At 63.8% G+C, this 26,346-nt stretch carries 24 protein-coding genes and 1 tRNA gene; 9 read left to right on the forward strand and 16 right to left on the reverse strand.

The window, feature by feature from the left end; genetic code table 11:
* The 15 genes from ACP5MM_RS03510 to ACP5MM_RS03580 all read right to left on the reverse strand — a co-directional run.
* A partial coding sequence (locus ACP5MM_RS03510) for a DUF6538 domain-containing protein (RefSeq protein WP_427934124.1) occupies positions 1–204 on the reverse strand: 204 nt, incomplete at its 3' end.
* A 19-nt stretch (positions 205–223) separates the two neighbouring features.
* A tRNA-Ser gene (locus ACP5MM_RS03515) sits at positions 224–314 on the reverse strand.
* Positions 315–419: 105 nt separating this feature from the next.
* The gene (locus ACP5MM_RS03520; RefSeq protein ID WP_427930881.1) at positions 420–773 is read right to left on the reverse strand and encodes a PilZ domain-containing protein; all 354 of its coding nucleotides are present in this window, start codon (positions 771–773) and stop codon (positions 420–422) included.
* A complete protein-coding gene (locus ACP5MM_RS03525; protein ID WP_427934125.1) occupies positions 757–1,773 on the reverse strand; it encodes a DNA polymerase III subunit delta' C-terminal domain-containing protein in 1,017 nt (338 codons plus the stop codon). Before ACP5MM_RS03525 ends, ACP5MM_RS03520 begins: the two co-directional genes overlap by 17 nt.
* Positions 1,764–2,399 carry a dTMP kinase gene (gene tmk / locus ACP5MM_RS03530; RefSeq protein WP_427930883.1) on the reverse strand — a complete coding sequence of 212 codons (636 nt, stop codon included), beginning with the start codon at positions 2,397–2,399 and terminating at the stop codon, positions 1,764–1,766. The genes ACP5MM_RS03525 and tmk overlap by 10 nt, the downstream gene beginning before the upstream one ends.
* Positions 2,383–3,405, reverse strand: coding sequence for an endolytic transglycosylase MltG (gene mltG, locus ACP5MM_RS03535; RefSeq protein WP_427930884.1), 1,023 nt, complete (start codon positions 3,403–3,405; stop codon positions 2,383–2,385). The genes tmk and mltG overlap by 17 nt, the downstream gene beginning before the upstream one ends.
* On the reverse strand, positions 3,402–4,256 hold the full coding sequence (gene pabC / locus ACP5MM_RS03540) for an aminodeoxychorismate lyase (RefSeq protein WP_427934126.1): 855 nt from the start codon (positions 4,254–4,256) through the stop codon (positions 3,402–3,404). The genes mltG and pabC overlap by 4 nt, the downstream gene beginning before the upstream one ends.
* 11 nt (positions 4,257–4,267) lie before the next feature.
* A complete protein-coding gene (gene fabF, locus ACP5MM_RS03545; protein ID WP_427930886.1) occupies positions 4,268–5,509 on the reverse strand; it encodes a beta-ketoacyl-ACP synthase II in 1,242 nt (413 codons plus the stop codon).
* A gap of 36 nt (positions 5,510–5,545) precedes the next feature.
* Positions 5,546–5,794 (reverse strand): acyl carrier protein, encoded by a 249-nt coding sequence (acpP, locus tag ACP5MM_RS03550; RefSeq protein ID WP_123106196.1) that lies wholly within the window; start codon positions 5,792–5,794, stop codon positions 5,546–5,548.
* Positions 5,795–5,876: 82 nt separating this feature from the next.
* The gene (gene fabG, locus ACP5MM_RS03555) at positions 5,877–6,626 is read right to left on the reverse strand and encodes a 3-oxoacyl-ACP reductase FabG (protein ID WP_427930887.1); all 750 of its coding nucleotides are present in this window, start codon (positions 6,624–6,626) and stop codon (positions 5,877–5,879) included.
* Positions 6,627–7,562, reverse strand: a complete 936-nt coding sequence (gene fabD, locus ACP5MM_RS03560) for an ACP S-malonyltransferase (protein WP_427930888.1) — start codon at positions 7,560–7,562, stop codon at positions 6,627–6,629.
* 42 nt (positions 7,563–7,604) lie between these two features.
* On the reverse strand, positions 7,605–8,564 hold the full coding sequence (locus ACP5MM_RS03565) for a beta-ketoacyl-ACP synthase III (protein ID WP_427930889.1): 960 nt from the start codon (positions 8,562–8,564) through the stop codon (positions 7,605–7,607).
* Complete coding sequence (gene plsX, locus ACP5MM_RS03570) at positions 8,564–9,589, reverse strand: phosphate acyltransferase PlsX (protein ID WP_427930890.1); 1,026 nt, start codon at positions 9,587–9,589, stop codon at positions 8,564–8,566. Before plsX ends, ACP5MM_RS03565 begins: the two co-directional genes overlap by 1 nt.
* A 37-nt stretch (positions 9,590–9,626) precedes the next feature.
* Complete coding sequence (gene rpmF / locus ACP5MM_RS03575; protein WP_123106206.1) at positions 9,627–9,812, reverse strand: 50S ribosomal protein L32; 186 nt, start codon at positions 9,810–9,812, stop codon at positions 9,627–9,629.
* A 31-nt stretch (positions 9,813–9,843) separates the two neighbouring features.
* The gene (locus ACP5MM_RS03580; protein ID WP_427934127.1) at positions 9,844–10,281 is read right to left on the reverse strand and encodes a YceD family protein; all 438 of its coding nucleotides are present in this window, start codon (positions 10,279–10,281) and stop codon (positions 9,844–9,846) included.
* 419 nt (positions 10,282–10,700) lie between these two features.
* Between ACP5MM_RS03580 and ppc the strand changes: the two genes are divergently transcribed.
* Together ppc and ACP5MM_RS03590 are read left to right on the forward strand one after the other, a co-directional pair.
* A complete protein-coding gene (ppc, locus tag ACP5MM_RS03585) occupies positions 10,701–13,487 on the forward strand; it encodes a phosphoenolpyruvate carboxylase (protein ID WP_427930892.1) in 2,787 nt (928 codons plus the stop codon).
* A 15-nt stretch (positions 13,488–13,502) separates the two neighbouring features.
* Positions 13,503–14,093: a Maf family protein gene (locus tag ACP5MM_RS03590; RefSeq protein WP_427934128.1), complete on the forward strand. Its 591-nt coding sequence runs from the start codon at positions 13,503–13,505 to the stop codon at positions 14,091–14,093.
* A gap of 147 nt (positions 14,094–14,240) precedes the next feature.
* Here ACP5MM_RS03590 and ACP5MM_RS03595 read toward each other — a convergent pair whose 3' ends face one another.
* Entirely contained in the window at positions 14,241–15,023 is a 783-nt protein-coding gene (locus tag ACP5MM_RS03595) for a tetratricopeptide repeat protein (protein WP_427934129.1), read from the reverse strand.
* Positions 15,024–15,167: 144 nt separating this feature from the next.
* Between ACP5MM_RS03595 and ACP5MM_RS03600 the strand changes: the two genes are divergently transcribed.
* From ACP5MM_RS03600 to ACP5MM_RS03630, 7 genes are all read left to right on the forward strand, one after another.
* Entirely contained in the window at positions 15,168–16,700 is a 1,533-nt protein-coding gene (locus ACP5MM_RS03600; protein WP_427930895.1) for an efflux transporter outer membrane subunit, read from the forward strand.
* A gap of 64 nt (positions 16,701–16,764) precedes the next feature.
* Positions 16,765–17,856: an efflux RND transporter periplasmic adaptor subunit gene (locus tag ACP5MM_RS03605; protein ID WP_427930896.1), complete on the forward strand. Its 1,092-nt coding sequence runs from the start codon at positions 16,765–16,767 to the stop codon at positions 17,854–17,856.
* An 11-nt stretch (positions 17,857–17,867) separates the two neighbouring features.
* On the forward strand, positions 17,868–20,960 hold the full coding sequence (locus tag ACP5MM_RS03610; protein ID WP_427934130.1) for an efflux RND transporter permease subunit: 3,093 nt from the start codon (positions 17,868–17,870) through the stop codon (positions 20,958–20,960).
* A gap of 240 nt (positions 20,961–21,200) precedes the next feature.
* Positions 21,201–22,067, forward strand: coding sequence for a bifunctional methylenetetrahydrofolate dehydrogenase/methenyltetrahydrofolate cyclohydrolase FolD (gene folD / locus ACP5MM_RS03615; RefSeq protein WP_427930898.1), 867 nt, complete (start codon positions 21,201–21,203; stop codon positions 22,065–22,067).
* The gene (ppk1, locus tag ACP5MM_RS03620; RefSeq protein WP_427930899.1) at positions 22,060–24,180 is read left to right on the forward strand and encodes a polyphosphate kinase 1; all 2,121 of its coding nucleotides are present in this window, start codon (positions 22,060–22,062) and stop codon (positions 24,178–24,180) included. Before folD ends, ppk1 begins: the two co-directional genes overlap by 8 nt.
* Positions 24,181–24,186: 6 nt before the next feature.
* Positions 24,187–24,825, forward strand: a complete 639-nt coding sequence (locus ACP5MM_RS03625) for a ParA family protein (RefSeq protein ID WP_427930900.1) — start codon at positions 24,187–24,189, stop codon at positions 24,823–24,825.
* Complete coding sequence (locus ACP5MM_RS03630; RefSeq protein ID WP_427934131.1) at positions 24,809–26,278, forward strand: CHAD domain-containing protein; 1,470 nt, start codon at positions 24,809–24,811, stop codon at positions 26,276–26,278. The genes ACP5MM_RS03625 and ACP5MM_RS03630 overlap by 17 nt, the downstream gene beginning before the upstream one ends.
* Positions 26,279–26,346 lie beyond the last annotated feature (68 nt).

The raw sequence follows: 26,346 nt of genomic DNA on the forward strand, positions 1-26,346 counted from the left end.
CTTACCGAGGGCTTTCTTGATCTCGCGTTTGCCTACTGCGTCTCGTAGTGGCTTGGGAACAACGATGCGAAAAACGTATCCGTGGGGGGTCTTGTAACAGTTGCTGGGCAGGGCGGGCATCACCTTCTCCTCGTCCCGCTCGCTCCGTTTTGTACCGGCTTTTTGTACCACTGAGCCTCCTGAATGCCTTGAACCTATTGACATTCAGTATATTAGTACAAATTGGCGGAGAGGGTGGGATTCGAACCCACGGTACCCTTTTGGAGTACACAGCATTTCCAGTGCTGCACCATCGGCCGCTCGGTCACCTCTCCTTAGGCGGCGCAGTGTACTCCAGTGCCGGCGCTTCGGCAATCATCCCCCGCCCATCCAGCCCCTCCAAGGGAGGCAACGCCTTGTTGAAGGTCCCTTTGTTCTGCTCAGAAGGTGAGGACTTCCCGTGGCGCCGCTGGCGCATTCAGCAGCAGATTCTGAATACGGATCAGGACGCCGGAGCGGTCGTTGGTGAATTGCACGCCAATGCCGGGCGGGTGTCCCTCGCGATTATCCGGCGGGGTCACCCACACCACCTTCCCCATTACCGGTGCCCGCGGCTGACCGTCCGGCAAAGTGATCATCAGCAAGACATCGGCACCGATCTTGAAGTGGTGGGGCGTCTCCACCAGCACCGCGCCACCTTTGATGCGCGGCATGAAGTAGCGTTGCACCGCATCCAGGTCCCGCAGCACCACCGACAGGGCGCGCGCCGCCATGCTCTCAGGCCGATCGTCCATGTTCATCCGCCCTCCCTGCCCAGATAGCGTGCCATGCTAGAATCATCTCTTCCAATATGATCAATTGATTACGGTTTTGTTTTAACGTAACAGGTAACTTTCTCCACAAGCTCTCGCAGTTCCATAATGCCGTCAGGCTGGCGCTGCCGGCCATGGACTGCAGTTTTGCTATATAGTCGTCATTCACCGCAATTTCCACAAGACCCAGGCGCAGGCGCAGCAAATCTTCGAGAATGCTCAAGGCAATCTCCCGCAATACCGGTAGTGTCGCTGCCTTGCTCCAGCTTTCGGCAAGGGCAAGTGCGGCGCCGATACCCTCGTGCGGCAAGGCCAGAAGCTGGGGAATCCATTGCTCCCGCTCCCGCAGGACACCGTCCTGCCAGGCTTGCCACGCCCATAGCGGGCGGTCACCGGCCCAACGCGCCAGACGCACGGCGGCGCCCTCCGGCGCGCCTTTTTCGCGTAGCCACTGCTGGGTTTCCGCGCGCCCGGCCAAGCGCATGGGCAGGCGTTGCAGACGCGAACGGATGGTGGGCAAGAGGCGTGAAGGTGCTGCGCTCAGCAAGACGATGTGGGCACGCGGCGGCGGTTCCTCCAGGGTTTTCAGAAAGGCATTGGCGGCGGCTGGTGCCAGGGCTTCCGCCGGTTCCACGCGCAATACCCGCCGCGCCGCAATCTGCGGCGTATAGGATAAAAAATCGGCGGCGGCGCGAACCTGGTCGATGCTGATCAGCTTCCCCTCTTCCTCGGCTTGCAGGCGCAATAGATCCGGATGCGCCCCCTGCCTCTGCAGGAGACAGGAACGGCATTGGCCGCAGGCACTCCGATCGCTCCGGGGCGCGAGACACAGCATGGCGTCGAGGAAAAGATCCGTCAGTTCCACCACGCCACTGCCCCAAGGGCCAACGCAAAGCATGGATTGGGGCACCCCTCCCGCCAAGAGCGCGGCCAGGGGCGGCCAGGCCGCCGCGGCTTGGGGAATGGCGGAGATCACCCGCACTCCAGGGCCTCCGCCAGCCGCTGGGCAATTTGCCCATGGACCAGATCCAGGGGCAATTCGGCGTCGATCCGGACGATGCGTGCAGGGTCCTCCCGCCAGCGCTGGGCAAAGACCGCCCGGGCGCGATGGAAAAAGGCGAAGTCTTCCCTTTCGACGCGATCGGGGTGCCGGGAAAGGGTCCTTTGCCGGCCCAGATCCGGACTGATGTCCAGCCAGAAGGTCAAGTCGGGCTGGCGCTGGATGCCCGCCCACGCGGACAGGGCACGGATGCGCGCCAAGGGGACTCCCCGCCCGCCCCCCTGGTAGGCATAGGTGGAATCTTCAAAACGGTCACACAGCAGCACCCGCCCCTGGGCCAGGGCGGGCAGGATTTTTTCATAGAGGTGTTCCCGCCGGGCCGCATAGAGCAGCAGCAATTCGCTATCGGCGGCAATGGCCAACTCGGGATTCAGAAAGATCGGGCGCAGGGCCTCTCCCAAGGGGGAACCGCCGGGTTCCCGCGTCACTTCGACGGGATAACCGCGTTCCTCCAGCCAGCGGGCGATAAAGGCAACGGCTGTGCTCTTGCCCGCACCCTCGATACCCTCCAGGGTGAGGAAGAGAGCGCGACTAGGGTGTGGCGGCATGGCTTGCTCCGGTTTTGCCCTGCAGATAGCGACGGATCTGCTGCAGATGCACGGTATAGTGCTGAGAATAGAAATATTGCTTGCCCTTGGCAATGAAATAGAGGTCAGCGCTGGGCGCGGGATGCAAAACGGCCGCAATGCTGCTGTATCCGGGCATGGCGATGGGGGTGGGCGGCAATCCCTTGTGCAGATAGGTATTATAGGGGCTGGGGAAACGCATGTCCGCGGCCGTGAGCGCGCCGTGGTAGCGATCCCCCATGGCGTAGATCACCGTGGGGTCGGACTGCAACGGCATGCCCAGGCGCAGGCGATTGAGAAAGACCGCGGCGATGCGCGCCTGCTGATCGGCGGATGCCCCCTCCTTTTCCACCACCGATGCCAGGATCAGGGCCTGATACGGGTTCCCCAGGGGAAGCCCTGGGGCGCGACCCGACCACAGGCGGGCGAGCTGCCGCTGCATCCGGGCCGCCGCCCGGTGCAGGACGCTCAAGGCGCTTTCACCTGGCACATAACGATAGCTGTCGGGATACAGCCAACCCTCGGCGCTCACCGACCCCACCCCCAGAGCGGGCAGTTGCCTTGCCGCGAGCGCCGCTGGCGGCAGGCCATGGAGATCCAGATAAGGCGCGTCCTTCGTCATTTCCGCATATACATCCTGCAGGCGCCAACCGGGAATGACCCGCAGGAAGAGGGGCGTTGATTGGCCGCGGATCAAGCGGCGCAAAAGTTCCGCCTGGGAAAGCCGACCATGAAACTGATACAGTCCCGCCTGCAGGGAGGGCTTGCCCGCCAGGGTCAGGGCCAGCCGGAAGGCTTGGGGATGAGGCAGCAATCCGGAATGCTCCAGATCGGCAATGGCCTGTGCCGTGGACGACCCGAGCCGCAGCGGCAACGTGACCCCTGCCGCCGGCAGGGTCCGGGGCCAGTACATGCACCAGGCATAGTATCCGGGCGGCAACAGCAGTGCGAGCAGCAGGATCGGCCAGAGGGCATGCCGCCTGCTCATGGGCGGGGCCCCAGGCCCAAACCCTCGCTCCATGCCAACAAGGCCGCTGCCACCGCTCCGGCGCTGCCCGGCCAGGAACGGGCGCCGAAGTGCCGCACGGGCCAGATCCCCATGAGGCTGTTACAAAAAAAGAGTTCGTCGGCCATTGCCAGGGCTTCCGGGCCGCGCTGCTCTTCGCGGACTTCCAGTCCCCATGACCGCCCCTGGTCCATGATGGCGGCACGTTGAATGCCGGCGATGCCCCCGTCGTCGAGACGGGGGGTACACAGTCGCCCCCCTTCCACCCAAAAAAGATTGGACATGATGCCCTCGCGCAGAACTCCCTTGCCATCCAGCAGTATACCCTCAGGATACTCCGGCGACAGTGCGCGGCGCGCCTGGATCTGATTCAGACGGTTCAGGGACTTGACCGTCAGGTACGGCGCGCCGGTGGCCAGGGGCGTAGGGCAGATGGCCGTGCGGATGCCTGGGTGCCAATGGGCCCCGGGACGGTCGGGCCATGGCAGGATCCCGGCATACCGGCGCGGTGTGGGCATGGCGGGCGGCGCATAGCCCCAGCCCGGTCCGCGGGTCAGTATGAGCTTCAGTACGCCATGGGATAATGGCCCTGACAACGCCTGTAGCCGGGACAAATCCGCTTCCCAATCCCCGACAGCGGGCATGGGGATACCCAGGATGGAAGCCCCCCGGGCCATCCGGCGCAGATGCGCTTCCCAGAACAGGGGCCGACCATGCACCAGCGCAACGGTTTCAAAAAGCCCGTCGCCATAATGCAGCCCGCGTTCCGCAAAAAACCTGGCGGCCCCGGCAGCGATGGCCTCGCCATCCACCAAGACCGCCCGGGCCGACATGGAATTAACGTTCAGGGATGGAAACGGCGGAAAACCAGGGTGCTATTGGTGCCCCCAAAGCCGAAGGAATTGCTGAGGGCCACTTCCACCTGGGCATGGCGGGCATGATGGGGCACATAATCCAGATCACAACCCACATCCGGCTCATCCAGGTTGATGGTGGGCGGGAGCATGCCGTGGTACAAGGCCAGCACGGTGAAGACCGCTTCCACTCCGCCCGCCGCACCCAGCAGATGCCCGGTCATGGATTTGGTGGAGCTCATGGCCAGACGGTAGGCGTGCTCGCCGAAGACCTCGCGCACCGCCTCCGTTTCGGTGCGATCGCCCAGGGGCGTGGACGTCCCATGGGCATTGATGTAGCCAACCTCTTGGGGGGGCACGCCGGCGTTGCGCAAGGCCGCCCGCATACAACGCGCCGCACCCTCACCGCCCGGCGCAGGCTGGGTCATGTGATAGGCATCGGCGCTCATGCCATAGCCGGAGAGTTCCGCATAGATGCGCGCGCCCCGGCGCAGGGCAAAGTCCCGTTCTTCCAGGACAAGGACGCCGGCCCCCTCGCCCAGGACAAAACCATCGCGATCCTTGTCCCAGGGCCGGCTGGCCTTTTCCGGGGCGTCGTTGCGCGTGGACAGGGCGCGGGAGGCCGAGAATCCCCCCAACCCCAGGGGACTCAACGCGCCCTCGGCACCACCGGCGATCATGACGTCGGCGTCACCGTATTCAATGAGACGGGCGGCATCCCCAATGGAATGCGTTCCCGTGGAGCAGGCCGTCGCCATGGCAATGTTGGGGCCTTTGGCCCCATACATGATGGATACGTGCCCGGACACCATGTTCACGATGCAGCGCGGAATGAAAAATGGGGAGATGCGGCGCGGACCGCCCTGGGTGACCACATCGTGCTCGGTCTCGATACCCGGCAGGCCGCCAATACCGCTGCCGATGGAAACCCCCACCTGCTCGGCGATCTCCGGAGTGACCTTGAGGCCGGAATCGGCAACGGCCTCCATGGCCGCAGCAAGACCGTAATGGATGAACAGATCCATCTTGCGCGCTTCCTTGGGCGCAATGTACTGACCCATGTCGAAGCCCTTTACCTCGCCGGCAATCTGCGAAGCATAAGCAGCGGAATCAAAACGGGTGACCCGCGTAATCCCACTCCTCCCCTGAATGATGCTGTCCCAGGCAACGGGAACGCCCACTCCCACAGGGGAAACCACTCCAAGACCGGTAACCACGACACGCCGTTTCAAAAGCTGCCTCTCCTCATTCCTTTTACCAACCGCTCGCTATTCACCCTTGGCAGGAAGATGGGCGCCAATGTAATCGATGGCCTGCTGCACCGTTGCGATCTTCTCCGCCTCTTCGTCGGGGATTTCGCAGTCGAACTCCTCCTCCAGCGCCATGACGAGTTCTACGGTGTCCAGGGAGTCTGCGCCGAGGTCGTCCACGAAGGAGGCCTCGTTGGTGACTTCATCCTCGTTGACGCCCAGTTGCTCTACCACCACTTTTTTAACGCGTTCTGCCAAATTGTCCATGCGAGAGACTCCTCTGCTGGTAAGAAAATTATTGTCGGCGAGATTGGACCACATGCGCGGGCGAAAAGTAAAGTTGCGCGCCTTAGCCCATCCACATGCCGCCGTTCACATGTAGAACCTGTCCAGTGATGTAACTTGCCTGGGAACCGGCAAGAAAAGCCACCGCCCCCGCCACATCGGCGGGGGTACCCAAACGACCTGCGGGTATCTGTTGCAGCAGGGCGTGACGATGCGCGTCCGTCAGGCCCTCCGTCATATCCGTGACGACAAAACCCGGCGCCACGCAATTGACCGTCACGTTCCTGCCCGCGACTTCCCGGGCCAGGGCGTGGCTAAAACCGGTCACCCCCGCCTTGGCGGCGGCATAGTTGCACTGTCCGGCATTGCCCATGGTACCGACCACGGAGGTAATGTTGATGATCCGCCCATAACGGGCCTTGAGCATATCCCGCAAACAGGCTTTGCTCAAGCGGTAGACGGCATTGAGGTTGGTCTGCAGGACCGCATCCCAGTCCTCGTCCTTCATGCGCAATAGCAGTTGATCACGGGTAATACCGGCATTGTTGACCAGGATCGTGGGTGCGCCCCAGTCCTGGCCCACTTGCTCCAGAAAGCCGGGAATGGCCCCGTGATCCGTCACATCCAGCCGATAACCGCTGCCGGAGATCCCCTGCTCGGTGAGCAATGCGCCAATGGCCGCCGCCCCGCCCTCCGTTGTAGCCGTGGCCGCGACCCTGGCCCCCATCCGCCCCAGAAACAACGCGATCTCACGGCCGATGCCGCGGCTGCCACCGGTGACCAGGGCCACCTGTCCATGCAATGAACCGTCCATTCAAACCGCCTCCAAAGCCGTCTTGAGGCTCTTGCCATCTTCCACATGCAACATGGTCAGGGACGGCTCGATGCGCTTGCCCAGCCCCGAGAGGACCCGACCGGGGCCGAGTTCCAGGAAGGTTGTGGCCCCCTGCCGCGCCAGATAGCGGATGCTTTCGGTCCAGCGCACCGGCGAGTAAATCTGCCGTACCAGGGCCTCGCGGATGGCCGCGTCGTCGTTGTGGCTCTGGACATCGACGTTGTGCACCACCATCACCTTGGGGCGGCGCAAGGTCGTGGCGGCGAGAGGGACGCGGAAGGCTTCGGCGGCGCCCTGCATCAAGGCGCAGTGGCTGGGAACGCTGACGGGCAAGGGGACCACCCGCTTGGCCCCCACGGCACGCGCCGCCTCCATGAGACGCTCCACGGCCGCCTGGGTGCCAGCCACCACCACCTGTCCCGGCGCATTGAAATTGGCGGGCGCCAGCACATCGCCCTGGGCCTCCTGCTGGCAGAGTTGGCGAATTTCGTCATCGCCGAGGCCGATCACGGCTGCCATGCCCCCCATCCCTTCGGGAACGGCTTCCTGCATGAGGCGGCCGCGCTCGGCCACCAGACGCACGGCATCGGCGAAGTCCAGGGCCTCGGCCACGACCAGGGCGGTATACTCCCCCAGGGAGTGCCCGGCGACGAAATCCGGCGCGCTGCCCCCCTCCTCTTCCCACACCCGGTAGACGGCATAGCCCGCCGCCAACATGGCCGGCTGGGTAAGGCGCGTCTGGTTCAGGCGCTCCACCGGGCCCTCCTGGGCCAGTTGCCAGAGATCCACTCCCAGCGCCGCGGATGCGTCGGCGAATACTTCCTGCACCAAGGGATGGATACTGGCCAAATCCGCCAACATACCCAGCGACTGGGATCCCTGACCCGGAAAAACGAAGGCAATAGAACCGAGCAACGTAACCTCCTGATGACCTGAATTCGCCCGCCGCGCCCGGGCTCAGCCCCAGCGCAACAACGCCGATCCCCATGTAAAACCACCCCCGAACGCCTCCAGCAACAGCAACTGTCCGGGCTGGAAGCAACCTCGCCTGGCCGCGTCATCCAGGGCCAGAGGTACCGATGCCGCCGAGGTATTGCCGTGGTGATCCACCGTCACCACGACGCGCTCCATGGGCAGATTCAATTTATCGGCCGTAGCCCGAATAATGCGAATATTGGCCTGATGCGGCACCAGCCAGTCAATATCGCCGGGCGCCAGATCGTTCGCCGCCAGCGTTTCATGAACGATTTCTTCCAGGGTCCGCACCGCCACCCGGAAAACCGCATTCCCCTGCATCTCCATGACCGCCTTGCCTGCGGGCTCGGCCAGTCCGCCCGGCACCTGCAAAAGGTCGGCGTAGGCACCATCGGCGTGGATATGGGTGGAAATCAGGCCGGGCTGGTCCGCCGCTTCCAAGATCACCGCTCCGGCACCGTCGCCGAAGAGGATGCAGGTACCCCGGTCCGTCCAGTCGGTGATGCGCGACATGCTCTCGGCGCCCACCACCAGGGCGCGGCGCACCGTACCGCTGCGAATGAATTGATCGGCGCAGGCCAAGGCATAAATAAAACCCGTACAAACCGCCTGCACGTCAAAGGCAGGGCTGCCGCGGTTGCCCAGGCGGGCCTGCAGCAGACAGGCCGTGCTGGGAAAGATCTGGTCGGGCGTGGTGGTGGCGACAATGATGAGGTCAAGGTCCTGGGGGCTTAGCCCGGTATCGGCCAGGGCCTGCCGGGCAGCCGCTTCGGCCAGATCGACGGTCTTTTCATCGGCGCTGACCAGATGGCGGGAGCGGATGCCGGTACGGGCCTGAATCCATTCATCGCTGGTGTCGACCATCTGCTCCAGATCGCGGTTGCTCAGCACCCGCTCCGGGAGATAGCCACCCGTGGCAATGATACGACTATATCTGGGCATCAAGCGCTGTCCCTGACCGTTTGGGCGAGATTTTCCCGGATTGCCTCGGCAATGCGCAAGGTGAGGCGATGGGTCGCCTCCTCGATGGCCACCTCCACCGCCCGCGCAAAGGCAAAACGATCGGCATTGCCATGGCTTTTGACCACGATCCCGTTCAATCCGAGCAGCGTTGCCCCATTATAGCGGCGCGAGTCGAGACGATGGCGCAGGCGCTGCAGAATGGGGCGATTGATGAGATAGGCAATGCGCCCATACCAGCTATGGGTATAACCAGCGCGCAACTCCTGGCGGATCATGGCGGCCAGCCCCTCGGAGGTCTTCAGGGCGACGTTGCCCACAAAGCCGTCGCAGACTACCACATCGGCGATGCCGCGATAGAGATCGGAGCCTTCGACATTGCCGATGAAATGCAGCGGACTCGTGCGCAGCAGACGGGCCGCCTCCTTGACCTGCTCGTTACCCTTGATCTCTTCGGAACCGATGTTGAGCAGCCCGATCCGCGGCCGCGCCAGGCCATGCACCTGCTCCATGAGCACCGAGCCCATGACGGCAAACTGCAGAAGGTGTTCCGGATGACAATCCACATTGGCGCCCAGGTCAAGGACGAGTACGCGGCCGGTCATGGTCGGCAGGAAGGCGGCGATGGCCGGCCGATCAATACCGGAAATGGTGCGCAGAAAGACCTTGCCCATGGCCATCAATGCGCCGGTATTGCCGGCGCTGACCACCGCATCCGCCTCGCCGTCGCGCAGGAGCGCGATGGCCTTGTGCATGGATGAATCGCGTTTGCCGCGCAGGGCCTGGGAGGGCGCCTCGTCCATGGCCACGACCTGGCTGGCGTGGTGCAGCAGGATCTGCGGGGAACCCTGCAAGCGGGCGCGGGCCACGCCATCCTGCAGCACATCCTGGGCGCCGACCAGATGAAAAACCACATCGGGATAGGTCTTCACCAGCGAGGCAATGGCCCGGATGATCGTGGAGGCGCCAAAGTCTCCGCTCATGGCATCGACCGCAATATGCGGCATCCTGGCCACCTCCACCGAATCTGTCTCGCGCTAGGCCTTAGGCCTCGACGGCCTTCTTGATCATCTCGCGACCGCGGTAGAATCCGCACTCCGGGCAAACGTGGTGGGGCAGCTTGGCTGCACCGCAGTTGGCGCAGACCGAGCGGTTCGGCACCAGCAGAAAATCATGGGCGCGCCGCATGTCGCGGCGGGAAGTGGAGGTCTTACTCTGTGGAACGGCCATCGCTCATCTCTCCAAAGAAAAACAAATAAAATCAGTTTGTTGCCTGCGGCGGCACCGTATTGGAAACGCTGCAGGGACCTTCTACCCATACCTCACAGCGTGGGACCATGGGCAAGGCCAGCAACGCTTCATCTTCGAGCCAGGTCTGCAGATCAAGGATCCCGTTGGCGGCGGCAACGGGATCGAGCTCCGCATCCACGGCCGCAACCGCGGCCTCGCTCTCGCCAATCCCCACCCGTAGAGGCACCCGCAGGGATAGGGGCATGGCACCCAGGCAGCGCTCGCAGAGCACTCTGCCGAGGATCTGCAGTTCTCCCTCCGCCAGCACCACCTGTCCGCGCCTGCTCAGTGTAAGCCTTAGCTGCACGTCCCTCAATTCCAGCAACGCGGCCCGCAGACGATCCCATACGCGCAGATCCACTTCGCCCACGACTGCGTCGCCCTCGGGCGAAACGCGAGAAATCAACAAGGTAGCAGATTTGGCGGAAAACATAAGCGCGGCATCTTAGCGATGGTGTGCAGGGAAGTAAAGAGTCCGTATCGACCCGCCATCTTTACCGGAAACAACGACCCTGTCGTCCACGATAATATACGGAAGGATCGCGGCCATGGGCCGCTCCTACCGATTGGGCGGCCCGTTTGCCGATGGCGGGGCATCCCGTGTATCTCCGCTCGTTAGACCCGGGTCGGCGACGCCGGGAGGCGACAAGGCTGGCTTTTCTGCATTAGACTAGGGCCATCGAGCGGTTAAACGGGGGTGGGCTGGGCGCAGAAACGCGCGCAGACGATCCGGATGCACCGCGTATTCCCTATGGACCAATAATGTATGGCCCGGGACCGGACTGACAGACATCGCACAGCGGGCCCACCGGGCGGGAGATCTTCAATTTGGATAACACGGCAGTCAAGGACAAGGCATTGCGGGCGCGCGTCAAGCTGCTGGGCAATCTGCTCGGCGACATTCTCCGGGAGCAGGCCGGCACGCGGGTCTTTAATGCCGTTGAACAGCTCCGCCAGGGATATATCCGCCTGCACAAACGCGAGGACCCGCGCCTGCGCCTGCGCCTGGCCCGATTCATCGACACCCTCCCCCAGGATGACCTGGTGCTGGTGATCCGCGCTTTCAATACCTATTTCAGTCTGGCCAATATTGCCGAAGAAGAGTTCCAGCATATCCAGCGGCGGCGCTTTTTACAGAAAGGCGAAGGGCGCTGGCCGGGGTCTTTCGAACATACCCTGCGCGAATTGCAGGATCAGGGGGTGCATCCCGGCCAACTGCAGTTCCTGCTCGACCAGCTCCGCTACATCCCGGTCTTTACCGCTCACCCAACCGAAGCCAAACGGCGGACGGTACTCCATGGCCTGCGCCGCATCTTCCTGACCAGCAAGGCCCTGGACGATCCCAATCTGGGCAATGAAGAAGAGCGGGAGGTCATTGCGCGGCTGAAGGCCCAGATCCAGGTGCTCTGGGAGACTGAAGAAGTCCGCACCAACCGACCGCAGGTGCAGGATGAGGTGGAAAACGGCCTCTTTTATTTCCGGGACAGTCTCTTTGAAGCGGTGCCCCATACCTATCGCGCGGCGCGCCGCGATGCCCGCAAGGTCTTTGCCAATACCGACATCGAGATACCGGCCTTCATCCGCTTCGGCTCCTGGATCGGCGGCGACCGGGACGGCAACCCCAATGTCACGGCGGCCATCACCGGCTGGGCCCTGCGGACCCAGAGCATCGAGGTCCTGCGCGAGTACCAGCGGCGCCTGGGAGAGCTGTACCAGCTTTTGGGGCATTCCAGCCGCTTTTGCCATATCTCTCCCACCTTGCTCGCCTCCCTGGAGCGCGATGCCGATGATTTTCCGGAACTCGCCGAATGGGTGGACCAGCGCTTTCCCAGCGAACCCTATCGCCGCAAGCTGCGCTACATGCTCACACGCCTGGACCTGCGCCTGCGGCAACTGGAAAACGGGCAGACCATCAACGAGTCACCGGGGCCCGCCTACCGCGACGCCCAGGAGTTCCTCGCCGACCTGCAACTGGTACGGGAATCCTTGCGCGGCCATAACGACCTCTATATTGCCGACACCGAATTGCAGGATCTGATCTGGCTGGCCGAAACCTTTGGCTTTTATCTCGCCAAACTCGATATCCGCCAGGAGTCGACGGTGCATACCCAAACCGTGGCCGAGCTCTTTGCCGGGGTTGGTGGTTTTGCGGATTACCTGCAACTCGGGGAAGAGGCCCGCCTCCTGGTGCTGGCCGATGCCTTGCGCCGTCCCGGCCCCATGGCGGGTACGCCGGAGCTTTCCCCGCTGGCCGCCGAGACCTGCGCCATGTTCCGCTGCATCGCCCAGTTGCGCCGGGAAGTCAGCCCCGATGGCTTTGGCAACTACGTCATTTCCATGACCCATGAGGCCAGCCACGTCCTGGAGGTGATGCTCCTGGCCAAGGAATTCGGCCTTGCCGGCTGGTCGCGGGATGGTTTGACCAGCGAAATAGCCATCACGCCGCTCTTTGAAACGATTCATGACCTGGAGCGCATGGAAGCGGTCATGTCCACGCTTCTGGACAACCCCATTTATGGGGAGATCCTGCGTAGTCAGGGGGATACCCAGGAAGTCATGCTGGGCTACTCCGACTCCTGCAAGGATGGCGGCATCCTCGCCTCCAGTTGGTCCCTCTACCAGGCGCAGTTACGCCTGACGGCCCTGGCGGAAAAACGGCGCATCCATATCCGCATCTTCCACGGCCGGGGTGGCAGTGTCGGCCGGGGCGGCGGCCCGACCTACGAGGCCATCCTGGCGCAACCGCCGGACACGGTGCGCGGACAGATCAAGGTGACCGAACAGGGCGAGGTCCTGTCCTTCAAGTACGCCAACCTCGAAACGGCGGTCTATGAGCTGACCGTGGGCGCGGCGGGCCTGATGAAGGCCAGTATCGGCCTGGTACGGCCGGTCCCCGCCGATCAACCGGACCATCTCAGCATCATGGCCGAGCTGGCCGATACCGGCGAGCAGGTCTACCGCGCCCTCATCGAGAACACGCCGGGCTTCATGGATTATTTCTACGAGGCCACGCCCCTCAACGAAATCGCCCACATGAACATCGGCTCGCGGCCCTCCCACCGCAGCCGCAGCGACCGCTCCATGTCTTCCATCCGCGCCATCCCCTGGGTCTTTGCCTGGGCCCAATCGCGGCATGTGCTGCCGGCCTGGTATGGTCTGGGCTCCGCCCTGCAGCAATGGCGCGGCGAGGACCCGCAACGCCTGGAAAAGCTGCAGGAGATGTACCGGAACTGGCCATTCTTCCGGGCGCTGCTGGGCAATATCGCCATGGCCATGGCCAAGACCGACATGGCCATCGCCGAGGAGTATGCCGGTCTGGCGCACGACCATACCCAGGCCATGGAGATCTTTCAGATCATTCGCGCGGAATACCAGCGCAGCCTGCACGAGATCCTCGCCGTCGCCAACGCGGAGCAATTGTTGGAGGACAATCCGACCCTGGCCTTTTCCCTGCAGCGGCGCAACGTCTATATGGAGCCCCTCAATCATATCCAGCTCGCCCTCTTGCGCCGCTACCGCAATGAGGATGCCGCGCCGGAATACCGGGAAATATGGCTGGACCCCCTGTTGCGGAGCATCAACGCCATCGCGGCCGGTCAACGCAACACCGGATAAAGCGGGAATCTGTCCATGAACCGAGAAACCCCGGTCATTCTTGCCTCCACATCCCCTTACCGGCGCGCTCTGCTGGCGCGTCTGGACATCCCCTTTACCGTCGCCGCACCGGCGGTGGAGGAGACGCCCCTTCCCGACGAAACCCCGGCGCAACTGGTCCAGCGCCTGGCGCAGGCCAAGGCCGGCGCCGTTTTCGCCCCACATCCCCAGGCCATCGTCATCGGCGCCGATCAGATGGCCGTTTGCGAAGGGGAGGTCCTGGGCAAGCCGGGCAGCGCCGAACGGGCGGCGCGGCAGTTGCGCAGGATCAGCGGCAAACGGGTGGATTTCTTGAACGGCCTGGCCGTCATGGCGCCTTCCTTGCCCCTTGGCCGGGTGGAATTGGTCGTCTACACGGTGCATATGCGGGCGCTCAGCGATGAGGAAATTGCCGACTACATCCGCCGCGACCAGCCCTTGGACTGCGCCGGCAGCTTGCGCTCCGAAGGGCTGGGGATCGCCTTGGCCTCCCGCCTGGAAGGCGAGGACCCCACGGCCCTCATCGGCCTGCCCCTGATCCGCCTCTGTACCCTCCTGGCGGCGGTCGGTCGGCCGGTTTTGGGCTGAAGCAAAAAACAGATCTGCCAACGGCCGAATCCAGGCGAAATCAAAGCCCGATTAGCAAAACAGCCCCTTTCTCCGTGGAGAAAGGGGCTGTTCCGGACGTTGTTACCAGCCGAACGCAGGGCTTCAGTGGATCAAGGCAGCCCGGTGCTAGCCCCAGGAGCCGTCATCCCCGCCATCAAAACCAAAGCCATCATCCTGGTTGGAGGCAAGCTGATCGTTGGCGCCCCAGGAATCATTGTTCATGCCAAAGTCACTGTCGGCAGCCGGGTTGGCAGCGGGATCCGCCGCCACTCCATCCTTATGGCCGAAGAGGCTGCCCGCCAGGGCTTCCCCGGCGGCCAGGCCGGCGCCGATACCCACGCCCGTCGCCAAGCCGGAGGCCAGACCAGAGCCCAAGCCGGGACCCGCCTGGGGTCCACCCATATTACCGGGCCCATAACCCCCACCCCCCATAGGTCCGCCAAAGGTCGACGGATTATTGCCTCCATAGGGCATGCCCTGTACCGGCCGGCGCCGGCGGAAAAACGCCGTGATCAGCCAGAACAGCAGACCCGCGCCCAGGGCGATGGCGAGCATGCGCAGCCAGGCAGGCGTAGCCCCACCCTGGTGGGCCGCCACCTGCTTGGCGAAGGCCTGGGCATCGGCAGCCTTGACGAAAGGCAGGCCCGGCGCCAGACCCTGTGCCTCCTGCAGTTGCGCCGCCGCCTCCTGCCACTTGCCTTGCCGGGCAAGCAGGCGCGACTCGACATAATGGGCCTGGGCCGAATGGGGATGTTGCTGGAGGACTTCCGCCATCATCCGTTGCGCCCCCGCCAGATCCCCGGCCTTGGCAGCCTGATAGACCTGGTCCACGCTCGGCCCTGCCGCCCAGCCCAGGGGGCTGAACAGCAGCAGGCCCAAGACTCCCAGACCAGCGATAAATCGTTGCATGACACGCTCCCTCTTTAGGAATGAAACCTCGCCCATAATATGGGAACATACGCGGGTGAATTCAAGAGCAAATCCATTGACAATCCATGCACCGTCTGCCAACATCCGACCGGTCGGTATATCGGAAAGGTGGTTTTTGTGACCATGCCCTTGCGTAGATCCTTGTTGCTTCCCCTTGCCGCCGCCCTCGCCAGCACCATGACGGCCTGCAGTTTCGAACCCCCCCTGCGGGTACCCGAAACTCCGGCAAAAGTGCCTTTCACGGCCCACCCGGCGCCGGGCAAGACGGTGGCCAGTGCCGGTACGAACGGCACGGCCCAGGAGATGGCCTATGGCAAGGATCTCGACCAGCAGTGGTGGACGCTCTTTCATTCCCACACTCTCGATGCGGTCATCCGGCAGGCGCTGAAGAACAGCCCCACCATTGCCCAGGCCCAGGCCCAGTTGCGCCAGGCGGAGGCCACCGCCCGGGTCAACGCCAGCATTTTCTATCCGCAGGTTACCGGCAATCTGGGGGCCAATCGCAGCAAGCAATCCTCCGCGGCCTTTGGCGGCAACAAGGGGGGGTTCCAGTACACCCTCTTCACCGGTAGCGTGGGGGTCACCTATTACCCGGACATCTTCGGCGTCAATCGCCTCGTCTACCGGGGGAGCGAGGCGCAGGTGGCATACCAGCGTTATGAGCTGGAAGCGGCGCGGCTGACCCTCACCGGCAATATCGTCAACACCGCCATTGGCGAGGCGGCCGTCCAAGCGCAGATCGCCGCGACCCACGCCATTGTCGAACACGAGCGAACCCTGCTGAACCTGACCGAAAACCAGTATCGGGCCGGTGCGGTCCCCTATCTCAACGTGGTGAACCAACGCGCCCAACTGGCCACGCAGATGGCCACCCTTCCCCAACTGGAGCAGCAACTGGCGGTGTACCGCCACGAGATGGCCATCCTCGTGGGCAGCTTTCCCGGCCAGTGGCAGGAAAAGCCCTTCACCCTGGAGGAACTCAGCCTACCCACCCGGATCCCGGTCAGCCTGCCCTCGGAGGTGGTAAAGCAGCGCCCCGACATCCAGGCGGCCCTGAACCAGCTCAAGGTCGCCAATGCCCAGATCGGCGTGGCGCGCGCTCAGTTTTATCCCACCGTCGCCCTCACCGCCTCCTTTGGCGACACGGCCTCCACGGCGGGGATGTTTTTCAATCCCGTGAGCAGCGTGTGGAGCCTGGTGGGGGCCCTGTCCCAACCGCTTTTCCAGGGCGGGAAGCTGGAGGCGCAAAAGGCCGAAGCCTATGCCGCCTATGACGCCAGTTTCAACGCCTATCGGAACACGGTGCTGACGGCCTTCCAGCAGGTGGCCGACGCCCTGCGGGCCCTTGAGCACGACGCCCAGACCCTCTCCGCCCAACAGGAATCCCTGCAGGCCGCCCGGGAGGCCCTCACTCTGGCCCAAAGCAGCTACCGCGCCGGCGCCACCGATTATCTCACCCTGCTCACGGCAGAGGTGCAGTACAACACGGCCAAGATTGCCGAAATCAAGGCCGAGGCGCAGCGCTATCAGGACACCGCATCCCTCCTGGTAGCCCTGGGGGGCGGCTGGTGGAATACCCCGGCCGCGAACCACGCGGCCGCCGGGCAAAGCACCGCTCCCCGGGAAACGGCCTCCGACCATGGCAGCCGCTCCTGATGCCGGTCTTTCCTAACGCCTTCCGCTGGTGCCATGCCAGCCCTGTATTCCGCGGAGAACCGTCATGAAGAAACGTCTCGCCATTGTCCTTATCGCGCTCGTCGTGGTGTTTGGCGGCATTTTCGGCTACAAGGCCTTCGGCAACTACATGATGCACAAGGCCCTGGCCCACATGCCCATGCCCGTGGTCAGTGTCAGCGCCAGCCGGGTGGCGGAGCGGGAATGGCATCCGGAAGTGACCGCCGTGGGGTCTTTTGCGGCCGTCCAGGGGGTGGAGGTGACGTCCCAACTGGGAGGTGCCATTACCGGGATCCATTTCCATTCCGGGCAATACGTCAAGGCCGGCACCCTCCTGATCCAGATCGACAACAGCAACCAGTTGGCGCAACTGGCCAGCGACGAGGCCCAGCGACGGCTGGCAGAGATCAATCTCCGCCGGACGCGGGAGCTGATCGCCACCAAGGCCGCCAGCCAGTCACAGCTCGACTCCGCCGTGGCCACCTACCAAAGCGCCGTGGCCAGCGTAAAAAATGACCGCGCCACCCTCGCGAAACTGGCCATTCGCGCCCCCTTCGACGGTTATCTGGGGGTGCGCCAGGTCAACCTCGGACAATACATCATCCCGGGCACCGCCATGGTCGATCTCCAGTCCTGGGATCCCCTTTATGTAAACTTTACCGTGCCCCAAAGCGATTTTGCGCGCATTCATGTGGATACGCCCATCCAGGTGGAGGTGGACAGCTACCCCGGGCAACGCTTCAGCGGCAGGATCACCGCCCTCGGTTCGGCCATCAATACGGCCACGCGCCAGATTGACGTCCAGGCCACGGTGCCCAACCCCAAAACCATCCTGCGCCCGGGAATGTTCGGGGATGTCACGGTGATCGAGAAACGGCAGGAGAAGGTTTTGACCGTCCCGGCCAGCGCCATCACCTACAACACCTTCGGCAACTTCGTCTATGTGGTGGAGAAAAAAATCGTCAACGGCAAGGAAGGGCAGGTGGCGATCCAGCGCATCGTCAAGACCGGGATCCAGCGGGGCAATGAGGTACAGATACTCTCGGGGGTGCGGGCCGGAGAATGGGTGGTCACTGCCGGGCAGGTCAAGCTCCATGAGGGCAGCCCCATCCAAATTCGCGACAGCGGCAAATCCTGAGGCGATCGGCGATGAAATTTACGGATATCTTCATACATAGGCCGGTCCTGGCCACGGCCCTCAGCCTGGTGATCCTCCTCCTCGGCTTGCGCGCCTATACGGAAATGACGGTGCGCGAATATCCGACCCTCACCAACACCGTAGTGACCGTCACCACCGCCTATCCCGGCGCCAACCCCAATACCATCCAGGGTTTCATCACCACCCGGCTGGAACGGGTGATCGCCAGCGCCCCGGGCATTGATTACATGACGGCCAACAGCTCCCAGGGCATGTCCACCATCACCGTCTACATGAAGCTCAATTACAGCCCCGACGCGGCGGTGGCCAATATCCAGTCCAAGGTCCAGCAGGTAACCAATGAGCTCCCTGCCGGCAGCCAGTTGCCGGTCATCAACGTCACCGTGGGCAATACCACGGATCTCATGTATATCGCCTTTTACAGCGACCAACTCAATCAACAGCAGATCACGGACTATCTGCTGCGGGTGGTCCAGCCCAAGCTCGCCGCCGTGAGCGGCGTGGGCGAAGCGCAGATCCTGCCGCCCGGCTCCGGGAACGGCAACACCTATGCCATGCGGGTGTGGCTCAATCCCCGCAAGATGGCCGCCTTGGGGATCAGCGCGGCGCAGGTATCCCAGGTTCTCGCCGCCAACGACTTCATCTCGGCGGTGGGACGCACCCGCGGGGCGGAAACGGCGGACACCATCGTCGCCACCACCAACCTCCACGATGTCCATGAGTTCCGCAATCTCGTGGTCAGGAGCGCCGGCAACACCATCGTCCGGCTGAAAGACATCGCCGACGTGGAGCTGGGCGCCCAGAATTATGACTCCGCCGCCTTCTTCAATGGCAAGCCGGCGGCCTTCGTCGGCATCCAGGAGGCGCCCTCAGCCAACTCCCTGAATGTGGCGGCGGGAGTCAAGAAGGCCCTGGCCCAACTGGGCACGGCACTTCCCCCGGGCATGCACAAGGCCATCCCCTATGACGCCACGGATTACATCAAGGCCTCCATCAACGAGGTTCTGCTCACCATCGGCATCACGCTGGCGGTGGTGATCCTGGTGATCTTCCTGTTCCTGGGCTCCTTCCGCTCGGTGCTCATCCCGGCGGTGGCCATTCCGCTGTCCATCATCGGCGCCGGCTTCATCATGTGGGCCATGGGTTTCACCATCAATCTGCTCACCTTGCTGGCGGTGGTGCTGGCCATCGGCCTGGTGGTGGACGATGCCATCATCGTGGTGGAAAACGTCCATCGCCACATCGACGAAGGCAAAAGCCCGCGGCAGGCCGCCTTGATGACCGGGCGGGAGCTGGGCGGCGCCATCGTCGTCATGTCCACTACGCTGGTGGCCGTATTCGCCCCCATCGGTTTCATGAGCGGGCTGACGGGCAGCCTCTTCAGCGAGTTCGCCTTCACCCTGGTGGCCACCGTCTTGGTGTCCATGGTGGTGGCGCTGACCCTTTCGCCCATGCTCAGCAGCAAGATCCTGAAGGCCACCGGTGAACACGGTTTCGCTCATTTCATCGATGCCCGTTTCGACGGCCTGCGCCGCTTCTATGACCGCCTGCTCCAGGGCAGCCTCAATTATGTTCCGGTGACCATGGTCTTTGCCGCCGTGATCTTCGCCAGCATCTATTTCCTCTTTACCACAAGCAAACAGGAACTGGCGCCGCAGGAGGATCAGGGGATCGTCTTCAACATGGGCACGGGCGCGCCCAATGTCACGCCGGAACTCCTGCGCAAGTACGGCATGGAGATCGTCCATGACCTCGGCAAGTATCCGGAAACCAAGGCGACCTTCATGGTCACCGGCATTTCCGTGGGGGGAGCGGCAGGGAACAACAGCCTCATCGCCGGCATGCGCCTGAAAAACTGGGATCAGCGCTCGGTGACCTCCATGCAACTGCAGCCGATAGTACAAAAACAAATGAACCAGATCACCGGGTTGCAGGTGGCCTCCTTTTTGCCGCCGGCCCTGCCCGGCTCCGCCGGCGGCCTGCCGGTGCAGTTCGTGCTGCAATCCAGCGGCGCTTACGGCAAGCTGGACCAGGTGGCCAACGAGCTCATCGGCCGGGCGCAAAAAAGCGGGCTCTTCGTCTATGTGACCAAGGACCTGCGCATCGACAACCCGGAAATCGTCCTCAAGGTCCACCGCAACATGGCGGCCGACCTCGGTTTGACCATGGCGAACGTCGCCCAGGATCTGCAGCCGCTCCTAGGAGGCAATTACATCAACCGCTTTGACATGGAAGGACGCAGCTATGAGGTGATTCCGCAAGTGCCGGACCGTTTCCGCGCCAATCCGGATCTGCTCAAGACCTACTATGTAGCCACCGGGACCGGACAGATGGTGCCCCTCTCCACCCTGGTATCGGTGGAAACCCGGGTGCAGCCCCAGTTCCTGCCCCAGTTCCAGCAGCTCAATTCCGCTACCGTTCAGGCCGTGCCCGCCCCCGGCGTCACCCTGGGCCAAGCCCTAAATTATCTCCAAAAGCAGGCCCAGGAGATCATGCCCAAGGGCTTTTCCATCGACTACGCCAGCCAGTCGCGCCAGTACATGCAGGAAAAAAGCGGGCTATTGATCACCTTTGGCTTGGCCATCGTCCTCATTTACCTGCTCCTCGCGGCGCAATTCGAGAGTTTCCGCGACCCCCTCATCGTGCTCATCACGGTGCCCATGTCCATCAGCGGCGCCCTGATCTTCATCAGCCTGGGCTTGGCCACCGTCAACATCTACACCGAGGTGGGCCTCATCACCCTCATCGGCCTGATCGCCAAACAAGGCATCCTCATCGTCCAGTTCGCCAACCAGATCCAGCAGCACGAAGGGCTGAACAAGCGCGCTGCCGTGGAGAAGGCTTCGAGCATCCGCCTGCGGCCCATCCTCATGACCACCGGTGCCATGGTGCTGGGCGTGGTGCCGCTCCTGCTGGCCAGTGGACCGGGGGCGGTCAGCCGCTTCGACATGGGTCTGGTGATCTTCACCGGACTGGGCATCGGAGCGCTCTTTTCCCTGTTCGTGGTACCGGCCATGTACATGGTGCTCGCCAAGGACCTGCGGGAAAAGGCGCAGCAAAATCCCGATCCCTCCAGCATCTGAGGAGGCGATCCCCACACGCACCGCCCCGGCCGCAATTCCGGGGCTTTTTGGGTAGGAAACGCAGCCGTTAAGGGAAGATACCTTGACAAGCACCTGCGTCCCCAGAACAATATCCACATATCAGTCCTGCGCAGGCCGGAGCCATAGCCGCAGGCCCGTCATGATTCATCGTCCATATCGAGAGACAGCCGGCATGTTCCCCAGTGACTCTTTGCCGTCGCTCCTCAGGGGATCCCTGCCATGAGTGCCCAAGTGATTGATGGCAAGGCCATCGCCCGTGCCGTACAGGAGCGCGTCAGCCTGCGCAGCGCCCGATTCCTGCAACGCCATGGCCGCCGTCCCGGTCTGGCGGTGGTTCTGGTGGGCGAGAGCCCTGCTTCGCAGATCTATGTGAAAAAGAAACGGGATGCCTGCACGGCCGTGGGCATCCAGTCCTTTGCCGCCAATTTTCCCGCCGCTTGCCCGCCGGAGACCCTGCTGGCGCATATCGATGCCCTCAATGGCAACGACGCGGTGGATGGCATCCTCATCCAATTGCCCCTGCCGCCGCAGTTCGATACGGAGCAGATCATCGAGGCCATTGCCGTGACCAAGGACGTCGACGGCTTCCATCCCTACAACATCGGCCGCCTCGCCCTGCGCGCTCCCCTGTTGCGCTCCTGCACCCCCGCGGGGATCATGACCCTCCTTGCCGAGACCAACATCGATCCCAAGGGGATGGAAGCGGTCATCGTCGGCGCCTCCAACATCGTCGGACGGCCCATGGCCCTGGAGCTGCTCCTGGCCGGAGCCACGGTGACGGTCTGCCACCGCTTCACCCGGGACCTGGAGGCCCATGTGCGCCGCGCGCAACTCCTCGTGGCCGCCGTGGGCAAGCCGGGGCTCATCCGCGGCGAGTGGATCCGCCCGGGGGCGGTGGTCATTGACGTGGGCATCAACCGGCTGCCCGATGGCCGCCTGACCGGGGACGTGGACTTTGCCGGCGCCAATGCCCGGGCCGCCTGGATTACCCCGGTGCCGGGGGGAGTCGGACCCATGACCGTGGCCACCTTGTTGAGCAACACCCTGGACGCGGCGGAACGCCGGGTCGGCGTCGCCCATGTCTGACTCCGCGCCTTCCCTCGTCCCGGGCGCGGAAGCGGAGCTTCCGCTGCCGTCCCTGGATCGTCCGGAACTCTATTTCAACCGCGACCTCAGCATCCTCGAATTCAACCGTCGGGTGCTCGCCCTGGCCGACGATCCCCAGGTGCCCCTGCTGGAACGCTTGCGCTTCCTCACCATCGTCTCCACCAACCTGGACGAGTTCTTCGAAGTGCGCGCCGCCGGACTCATGCAACGCCGCAAGTTCGGCGCCGGGCCTCTGGGGCCGGACATGCTCGGACCCAATCGCGAGATCGAGGCCATCTCCGAGGTCACCCACGAGATCATCCATGCGCAATATCGCTGCCTCAATGAACGCCTGCTGCCGGCGCTGTCCGGCGAGGGCATTCGCCTGCTCCGCCGGCAGGATTGGGCACCGGCGCAGCGCCGCTGGAGCGAAGCGTACTTCCAGAAGGAAGTCCTGCCGCTCCTCACCCCCCTCAGCCTGGATCCCGCCCATCCCTTCCCCAAGGTCCAGAACAAGGGCCTGAACTTTGCCATCGTCCTCGAAGGCCAAGACGCCTATGGGCGCAAGAGTCCCATCGCCGTGGTGCAGGCGCCGCGCATTCTGCCGCGCATCATTCAGGTCCCCACGGAGATTGCCGGCCCCAGCGACTTCGTCTTCCTCTCGTCGCTGATTCACGAGCATGTGCAGGCGCTCTTCCCGGGGCTGACCATCAAGGGCTTTTTCCAGTTCCGCGTCACCCGCAACAGCGAACTCTTCGTCGATGAGGAAGAAGTGGACAACCTCCTGGACGCCCTGGCGGACGAACTCCCCCTGCGGCCCTTCGGCGAGGCGGTCCGTCTGGAAGTCGCGAGCAACTGCCCCGGCGAAGTGGTGGACTATCTCCTGCGCCATTTCGAGCTGGGCACCGGCGATCTCTATGCCCTGCCCGGACCGGTCAACCTTTCGCGCCTGGCGGCCATCATCGACATGGTGCGGCGTCCGGACCTGCTCTATCCCCCCTTCGTACCCAGCCAACCCCCGGAGTGCGCGCGGCCCGAGGCCATCTTCAGTCAACTGCGGCGCGCGCCCATCCTGCTCCATCATCCCTATCAGAGCTTTACGCCGGTGCTGGATTTCATTCGCCAGGCAGCCCGCGATCCCAAGGTCCTGGGCATCAAGCAAACCCTGTACCGGAGCACCCCCGACTCGCCCATCGTCGATGCCCTGACGGAGGCCGCCGTCAGCGGCAAGCAGGTAACGGCGGTGGTGGAGCTCAAGGCGCGTTTCGACGAGGCCAACAATATCCAACTGGCCGAACGCCTGGAGGAAGTGGGCGTGCAGGTGGTCTATGGGGTGGTCAACCACAAGGTCCACGCCAAGATGGCCCTGGTCCTGCGCCGGGAAGACGAGGGCATCCGCATGTACGGCCATCTGGGGACGGGCAATTATCATCCCCGCAACGCCCGGATTTATACGGATCTGAGCCTGCTCACCGCCGACCCGGAGATCACGGCGGACATGAACGACCTCTTCATGCACATTACCGGCATGGGCAAGGCGCCCAGGTTGCGGCGCCTGCTGCAAAGCCCCTTCACCCTCTACGACGCGGTGCTGGCGGGTATCGAAAAGGAAATCCGGCGCGGCAAGAGGGGACGCATCATCGCCCGGGTCAACGCCCTGGTGGACCCCGGCATCATCCGCTCCCTCTATCGCGCTTCCCAGGCAGGGGTGGAGATTGACCTCATCGTGCGCGGGGCCTGCGCCCTGCGGCCGGGTATTCCCGAAGTCTCCGAACACATCCGCGTGCGTTCCATCGTCGGACGCTTTCTGGAGCACAGCCGCGTCTACTACTTCGGCAATGGTGGCAAGCCCCAGGTCTGGGCGGCCAGCGCCGACTGGATGGGCCGCAACCTCTTCCGGCGCCTGGAAGTGGCCTTCCCCATCGATGACCCGGCCTTGCAGGCCCGGGTGGTGCAGGAGGCCCTGACCTTTTACCTGGAGGACGAGTGCAATGCCTGGACCATGCAGGCAAACGGGCAATATCACAGCCTGCGCCCAAGCCCGGAAACTCCGTGCCGCTCGGCCCAGGATCGCCTGTTGGAGCGCCATGCCCGCAATACGAGCCATGACTGAACCGCCATGACCCGCGTCCTGATCCTCAACAGCAAGGGCGGGTCCGGCAAGACCACCATCGCCACCAATCTCGCCAGCCTCCTGGCCCTGCGCGGCCCGGTGCTACTGGCCGACCTAGATCCCCAGGGATCTGCAACCGCCTGGGGACAACGGCGCCCGCCCAGCCTGCCCGCCATCACCGTTCTGGCCGATCCCGATCGGAACTATGCCCACTATCCAGCGGCGGCCTTCACCCTGTTCGACGCCCCTCCCGGGATGAAGCGCAGCCGCCTGGAGGCCATGGCCGCCGAGGCGGAGTGCGTGCTGGTGCCCATTACCCCATCGGCCTTCGACATGGACGCCAGCAGCGACTTTTTAGGGCGCCTGCAGGAAATCAAGCGCGTCCGCAAGGGACGGGTTGCCGTGGGTCTCATTGCCAATCGGGTCAACCTCCATACCCGTGCCGAGCAGGCCCTCAAGGACTACCTCAGCGAGCGCGACTGGGCTCCCATTGCCACCTTGCGCGATAGTCAGATCTATGTGCGGGCAGCCCAACTGGGGGTGGGGATTGCCGATCTGCGCGCCCATGAAAGCCGCGCCGAGCTTCCCCAGTGGACGCAGATCCTGGATTTTGTCATGAGGAAACCCCATGGAGCAGGAACTTAAACTTCGCCTTCTGGACCCGGCGGCCTGGGAGCAGATGCTGGCCCATCCCCTGCTGGCCCTGCAGGATACCCCGGCCATCCCCATGCATGCCATTTATTACGACACCCCAGACGCAGCCTTGCAGCGCGCCGGCCTGGCCTATCGGGTGCGGCGGGAGGGAGAACACTGGGTGGCGACCCTCAAGGGCGAGGGGAGCGCGGCCGGCGGCTTGCACCAACGTCCGGAATGGAATGTCGAGGTCGACGATGCCCGCCCCAGTCTCGCCGTCTTTACGGAAAGCCCGGTGCGGGAGATCCTCGAACCCCTCCGGGAGCGGCCGCTGTTGGCAATCCTGGAGACGGAATTCCAACGCATTGAAAAGGCCGTCTCCCGGGAAGACGGCAGTCGCATCCTGCTTGCCGCGGATCGCGGAGAGATCCGCGCCAACGCGGCCAGGGAACCCATCCTGGAACTGGAGCTGGAACTGATCGAGGGCGACCCCGCCGCGGTCCTGACCTTGGGGGCCGCCCTGTGCCGGGATCTCCCCCTCCTGCCCGATGCCCAGAGCAAGATGCTGCGCGGACTGCTGCTGGCCGGACTCATCCCCGAGAAGGCCGCATCGCGGCCCAAGGCGATCCGCTTGCGGCGCCATGACGATGCCGGAGAAGCCCTGGCGGCGCTGATGCTGGCCCACTGCCATCAGGCCATGACGGAACTGGACGCCTGTCTCGCCGCACCCATGGCGGCGGAGCCCTTCCATCAGTTGCGCAAAACCATCCGCAGCCTGCGCAGTCTCCTGCGTTTTAGCCGCCCCCTGGACCCCGGGAAAACCCTGGCCACGCTGCGCCGCGAACTGGCGCTTTGGTTCCATCGGCAAAACGCACGCCGCGACTACGACGCCCTGGGTCTTTATTGGGCCCGGCTGAGTGATGAGATGGGCATGACGCCGGAGCCCCTGGCCGGGTTTTTGCGGGACCGGGCGCAGGCAGCACAGGATGAGGCGGAACTGCGCGCCGTGCTTGTCCCCCTGCTTTCCCTCTGGGCCCTGCTGCTGCGCCATGGCCTTGCGGGCGGCCGATCGCTGCAGGACTTTTGCGCAGATCAATTTCATCGCTGGGATCAGCGGGTGCACAGGGCCCACCAGACGGGCGAAGACGCGACAAGCCTGCACGCCCTGCGCATCCAGATCAAAAATCTCCGCTATGCGGCTTTGGCCATGAGTCCCTTGTGGCCCGGCCAGGACAGCAAGCCCCTCGTCAAGGTCCTGGCGAGTTTGCAGGAATCCCTGGGGGGGATCCGCGACGCGCAGATGGCCCTGGAACGATTGGCGCCCTTGGCCCATGGCCGCAAGGTGCTGCTCGCTTACGAAGCCGGCCTCCTCCTGGGTTATCTCCAGGCCCGGCGCGGCAAGCATCTGAAGAAGTGCCACAAATATTGGGAGCGCTGGCGCACTACGGCACGCCCCTGGGATTGACCCTGGATCCGGCTCTTGGCGGCTGGTTCGGCTGCGATCGGGAGGGGAGATCCTGGCTGATCAACCAG

This window comes from Acidithiobacillus sp., from assembly GCF_049965315.1.
Classification (GTDB): Bacteria; Pseudomonadota; Gammaproteobacteria; order Acidithiobacillales; family Acidithiobacillaceae; genus Acidithiobacillus_B.

Excerpts from the sequence above, each read along its gene's own strand:
- ppk1 (WP_427930899.1), top strand. The coding sequence starts at position 22,060 with ATGTCTGACTCCGCGCCTTCCCTCGTCCCGGGCGCGGAAGCGGAGCTT.
- ACP5MM_RS03610 (WP_427934130.1), top strand. The coding sequence starts at position 17,868 with ATGAAATTTACGGATATCTTCATACATAGGCCGGTCCTGGCCACGGCC.
- acpP (WP_123106196.1), bottom strand. The coding sequence starts at position 5,794 with ATGGACAATTTGGCAGAACGCGTTAAAAAAGTGGTGGTAGAGCAACTG.
- ACP5MM_RS03520 (WP_427930881.1), bottom strand. The coding sequence starts at position 773 with ATGGACGATCGGCCTGAGAGCATGGCGGCGCGCGCCCTGTCGGTGGTG.
- pabC (WP_427934126.1), bottom strand. The coding sequence starts at position 4,256 with ATGTCGGCCCGGGCGGTCTTGGTGGATGGCGAGGCCATCGCTGCCGGG.
- tmk (WP_427930883.1), bottom strand. The coding sequence starts at position 2,399 with ATGCCGCCACACCCTAGTCGCGCTCTCTTCCTCACCCTGGAGGGTATC.
- ACP5MM_RS03600 (WP_427930895.1), top strand. The coding sequence starts at position 15,168 with ATGCCCTTGCGTAGATCCTTGTTGCTTCCCCTTGCCGCCGCCCTCGCC.
- fabG (WP_427930887.1), bottom strand. The coding sequence starts at position 6,626 with ATGGACGGTTCATTGCATGGACAGGTGGCCCTGGTCACCGGTGGCAGC.
- plsX (WP_427930890.1), bottom strand. The coding sequence starts at position 9,589 with ATGCCGCATATTGCGGTCGATGCCATGAGCGGAGACTTTGGCGCCTCC.
- ACP5MM_RS03595 (WP_427934129.1), bottom strand. The coding sequence starts at position 15,023 with ATGCAACGATTTATCGCTGGTCTGGGAGTCTTGGGCCTGCTGCTGTTC.
- ACP5MM_RS03590 (WP_427934128.1), top strand. The coding sequence starts at position 13,503 with ATGAACCGAGAAACCCCGGTCATTCTTGCCTCCACATCCCCTTACCGG.
- rpmF (WP_123106206.1), bottom strand. The coding sequence starts at position 9,812 with ATGGCCGTTCCACAGAGTAAGACCTCCACTTCCCGCCGCGACATGCGG.
- mltG (WP_427930884.1), bottom strand. The coding sequence starts at position 3,405 with ATGAGCAGGCGGCATGCCCTCTGGCCGATCCTGCTGCTCGCACTGCTG.
- ACP5MM_RS03630 (WP_427934131.1), top strand. The coding sequence starts at position 24,809 with ATGGAGCAGGAACTTAAACTTCGCCTTCTGGACCCGGCGGCCTGGGAG.
- ACP5MM_RS03625 (WP_427930900.1), top strand. The coding sequence starts at position 24,187 with ATGACCCGCGTCCTGATCCTCAACAGCAAGGGCGGGTCCGGCAAGACC.
- folD (WP_427930898.1), top strand. The coding sequence starts at position 21,201 with ATGAGTGCCCAAGTGATTGATGGCAAGGCCATCGCCCGTGCCGTACAG.
- ACP5MM_RS03605 (WP_427930896.1), top strand. The coding sequence starts at position 16,765 with ATGAAGAAACGTCTCGCCATTGTCCTTATCGCGCTCGTCGTGGTGTTT.
- ACP5MM_RS03565 (WP_427930889.1), bottom strand. The coding sequence starts at position 8,564 with ATGCCCAGATATAGTCGTATCATTGCCACGGGTGGCTATCTCCCGGAG.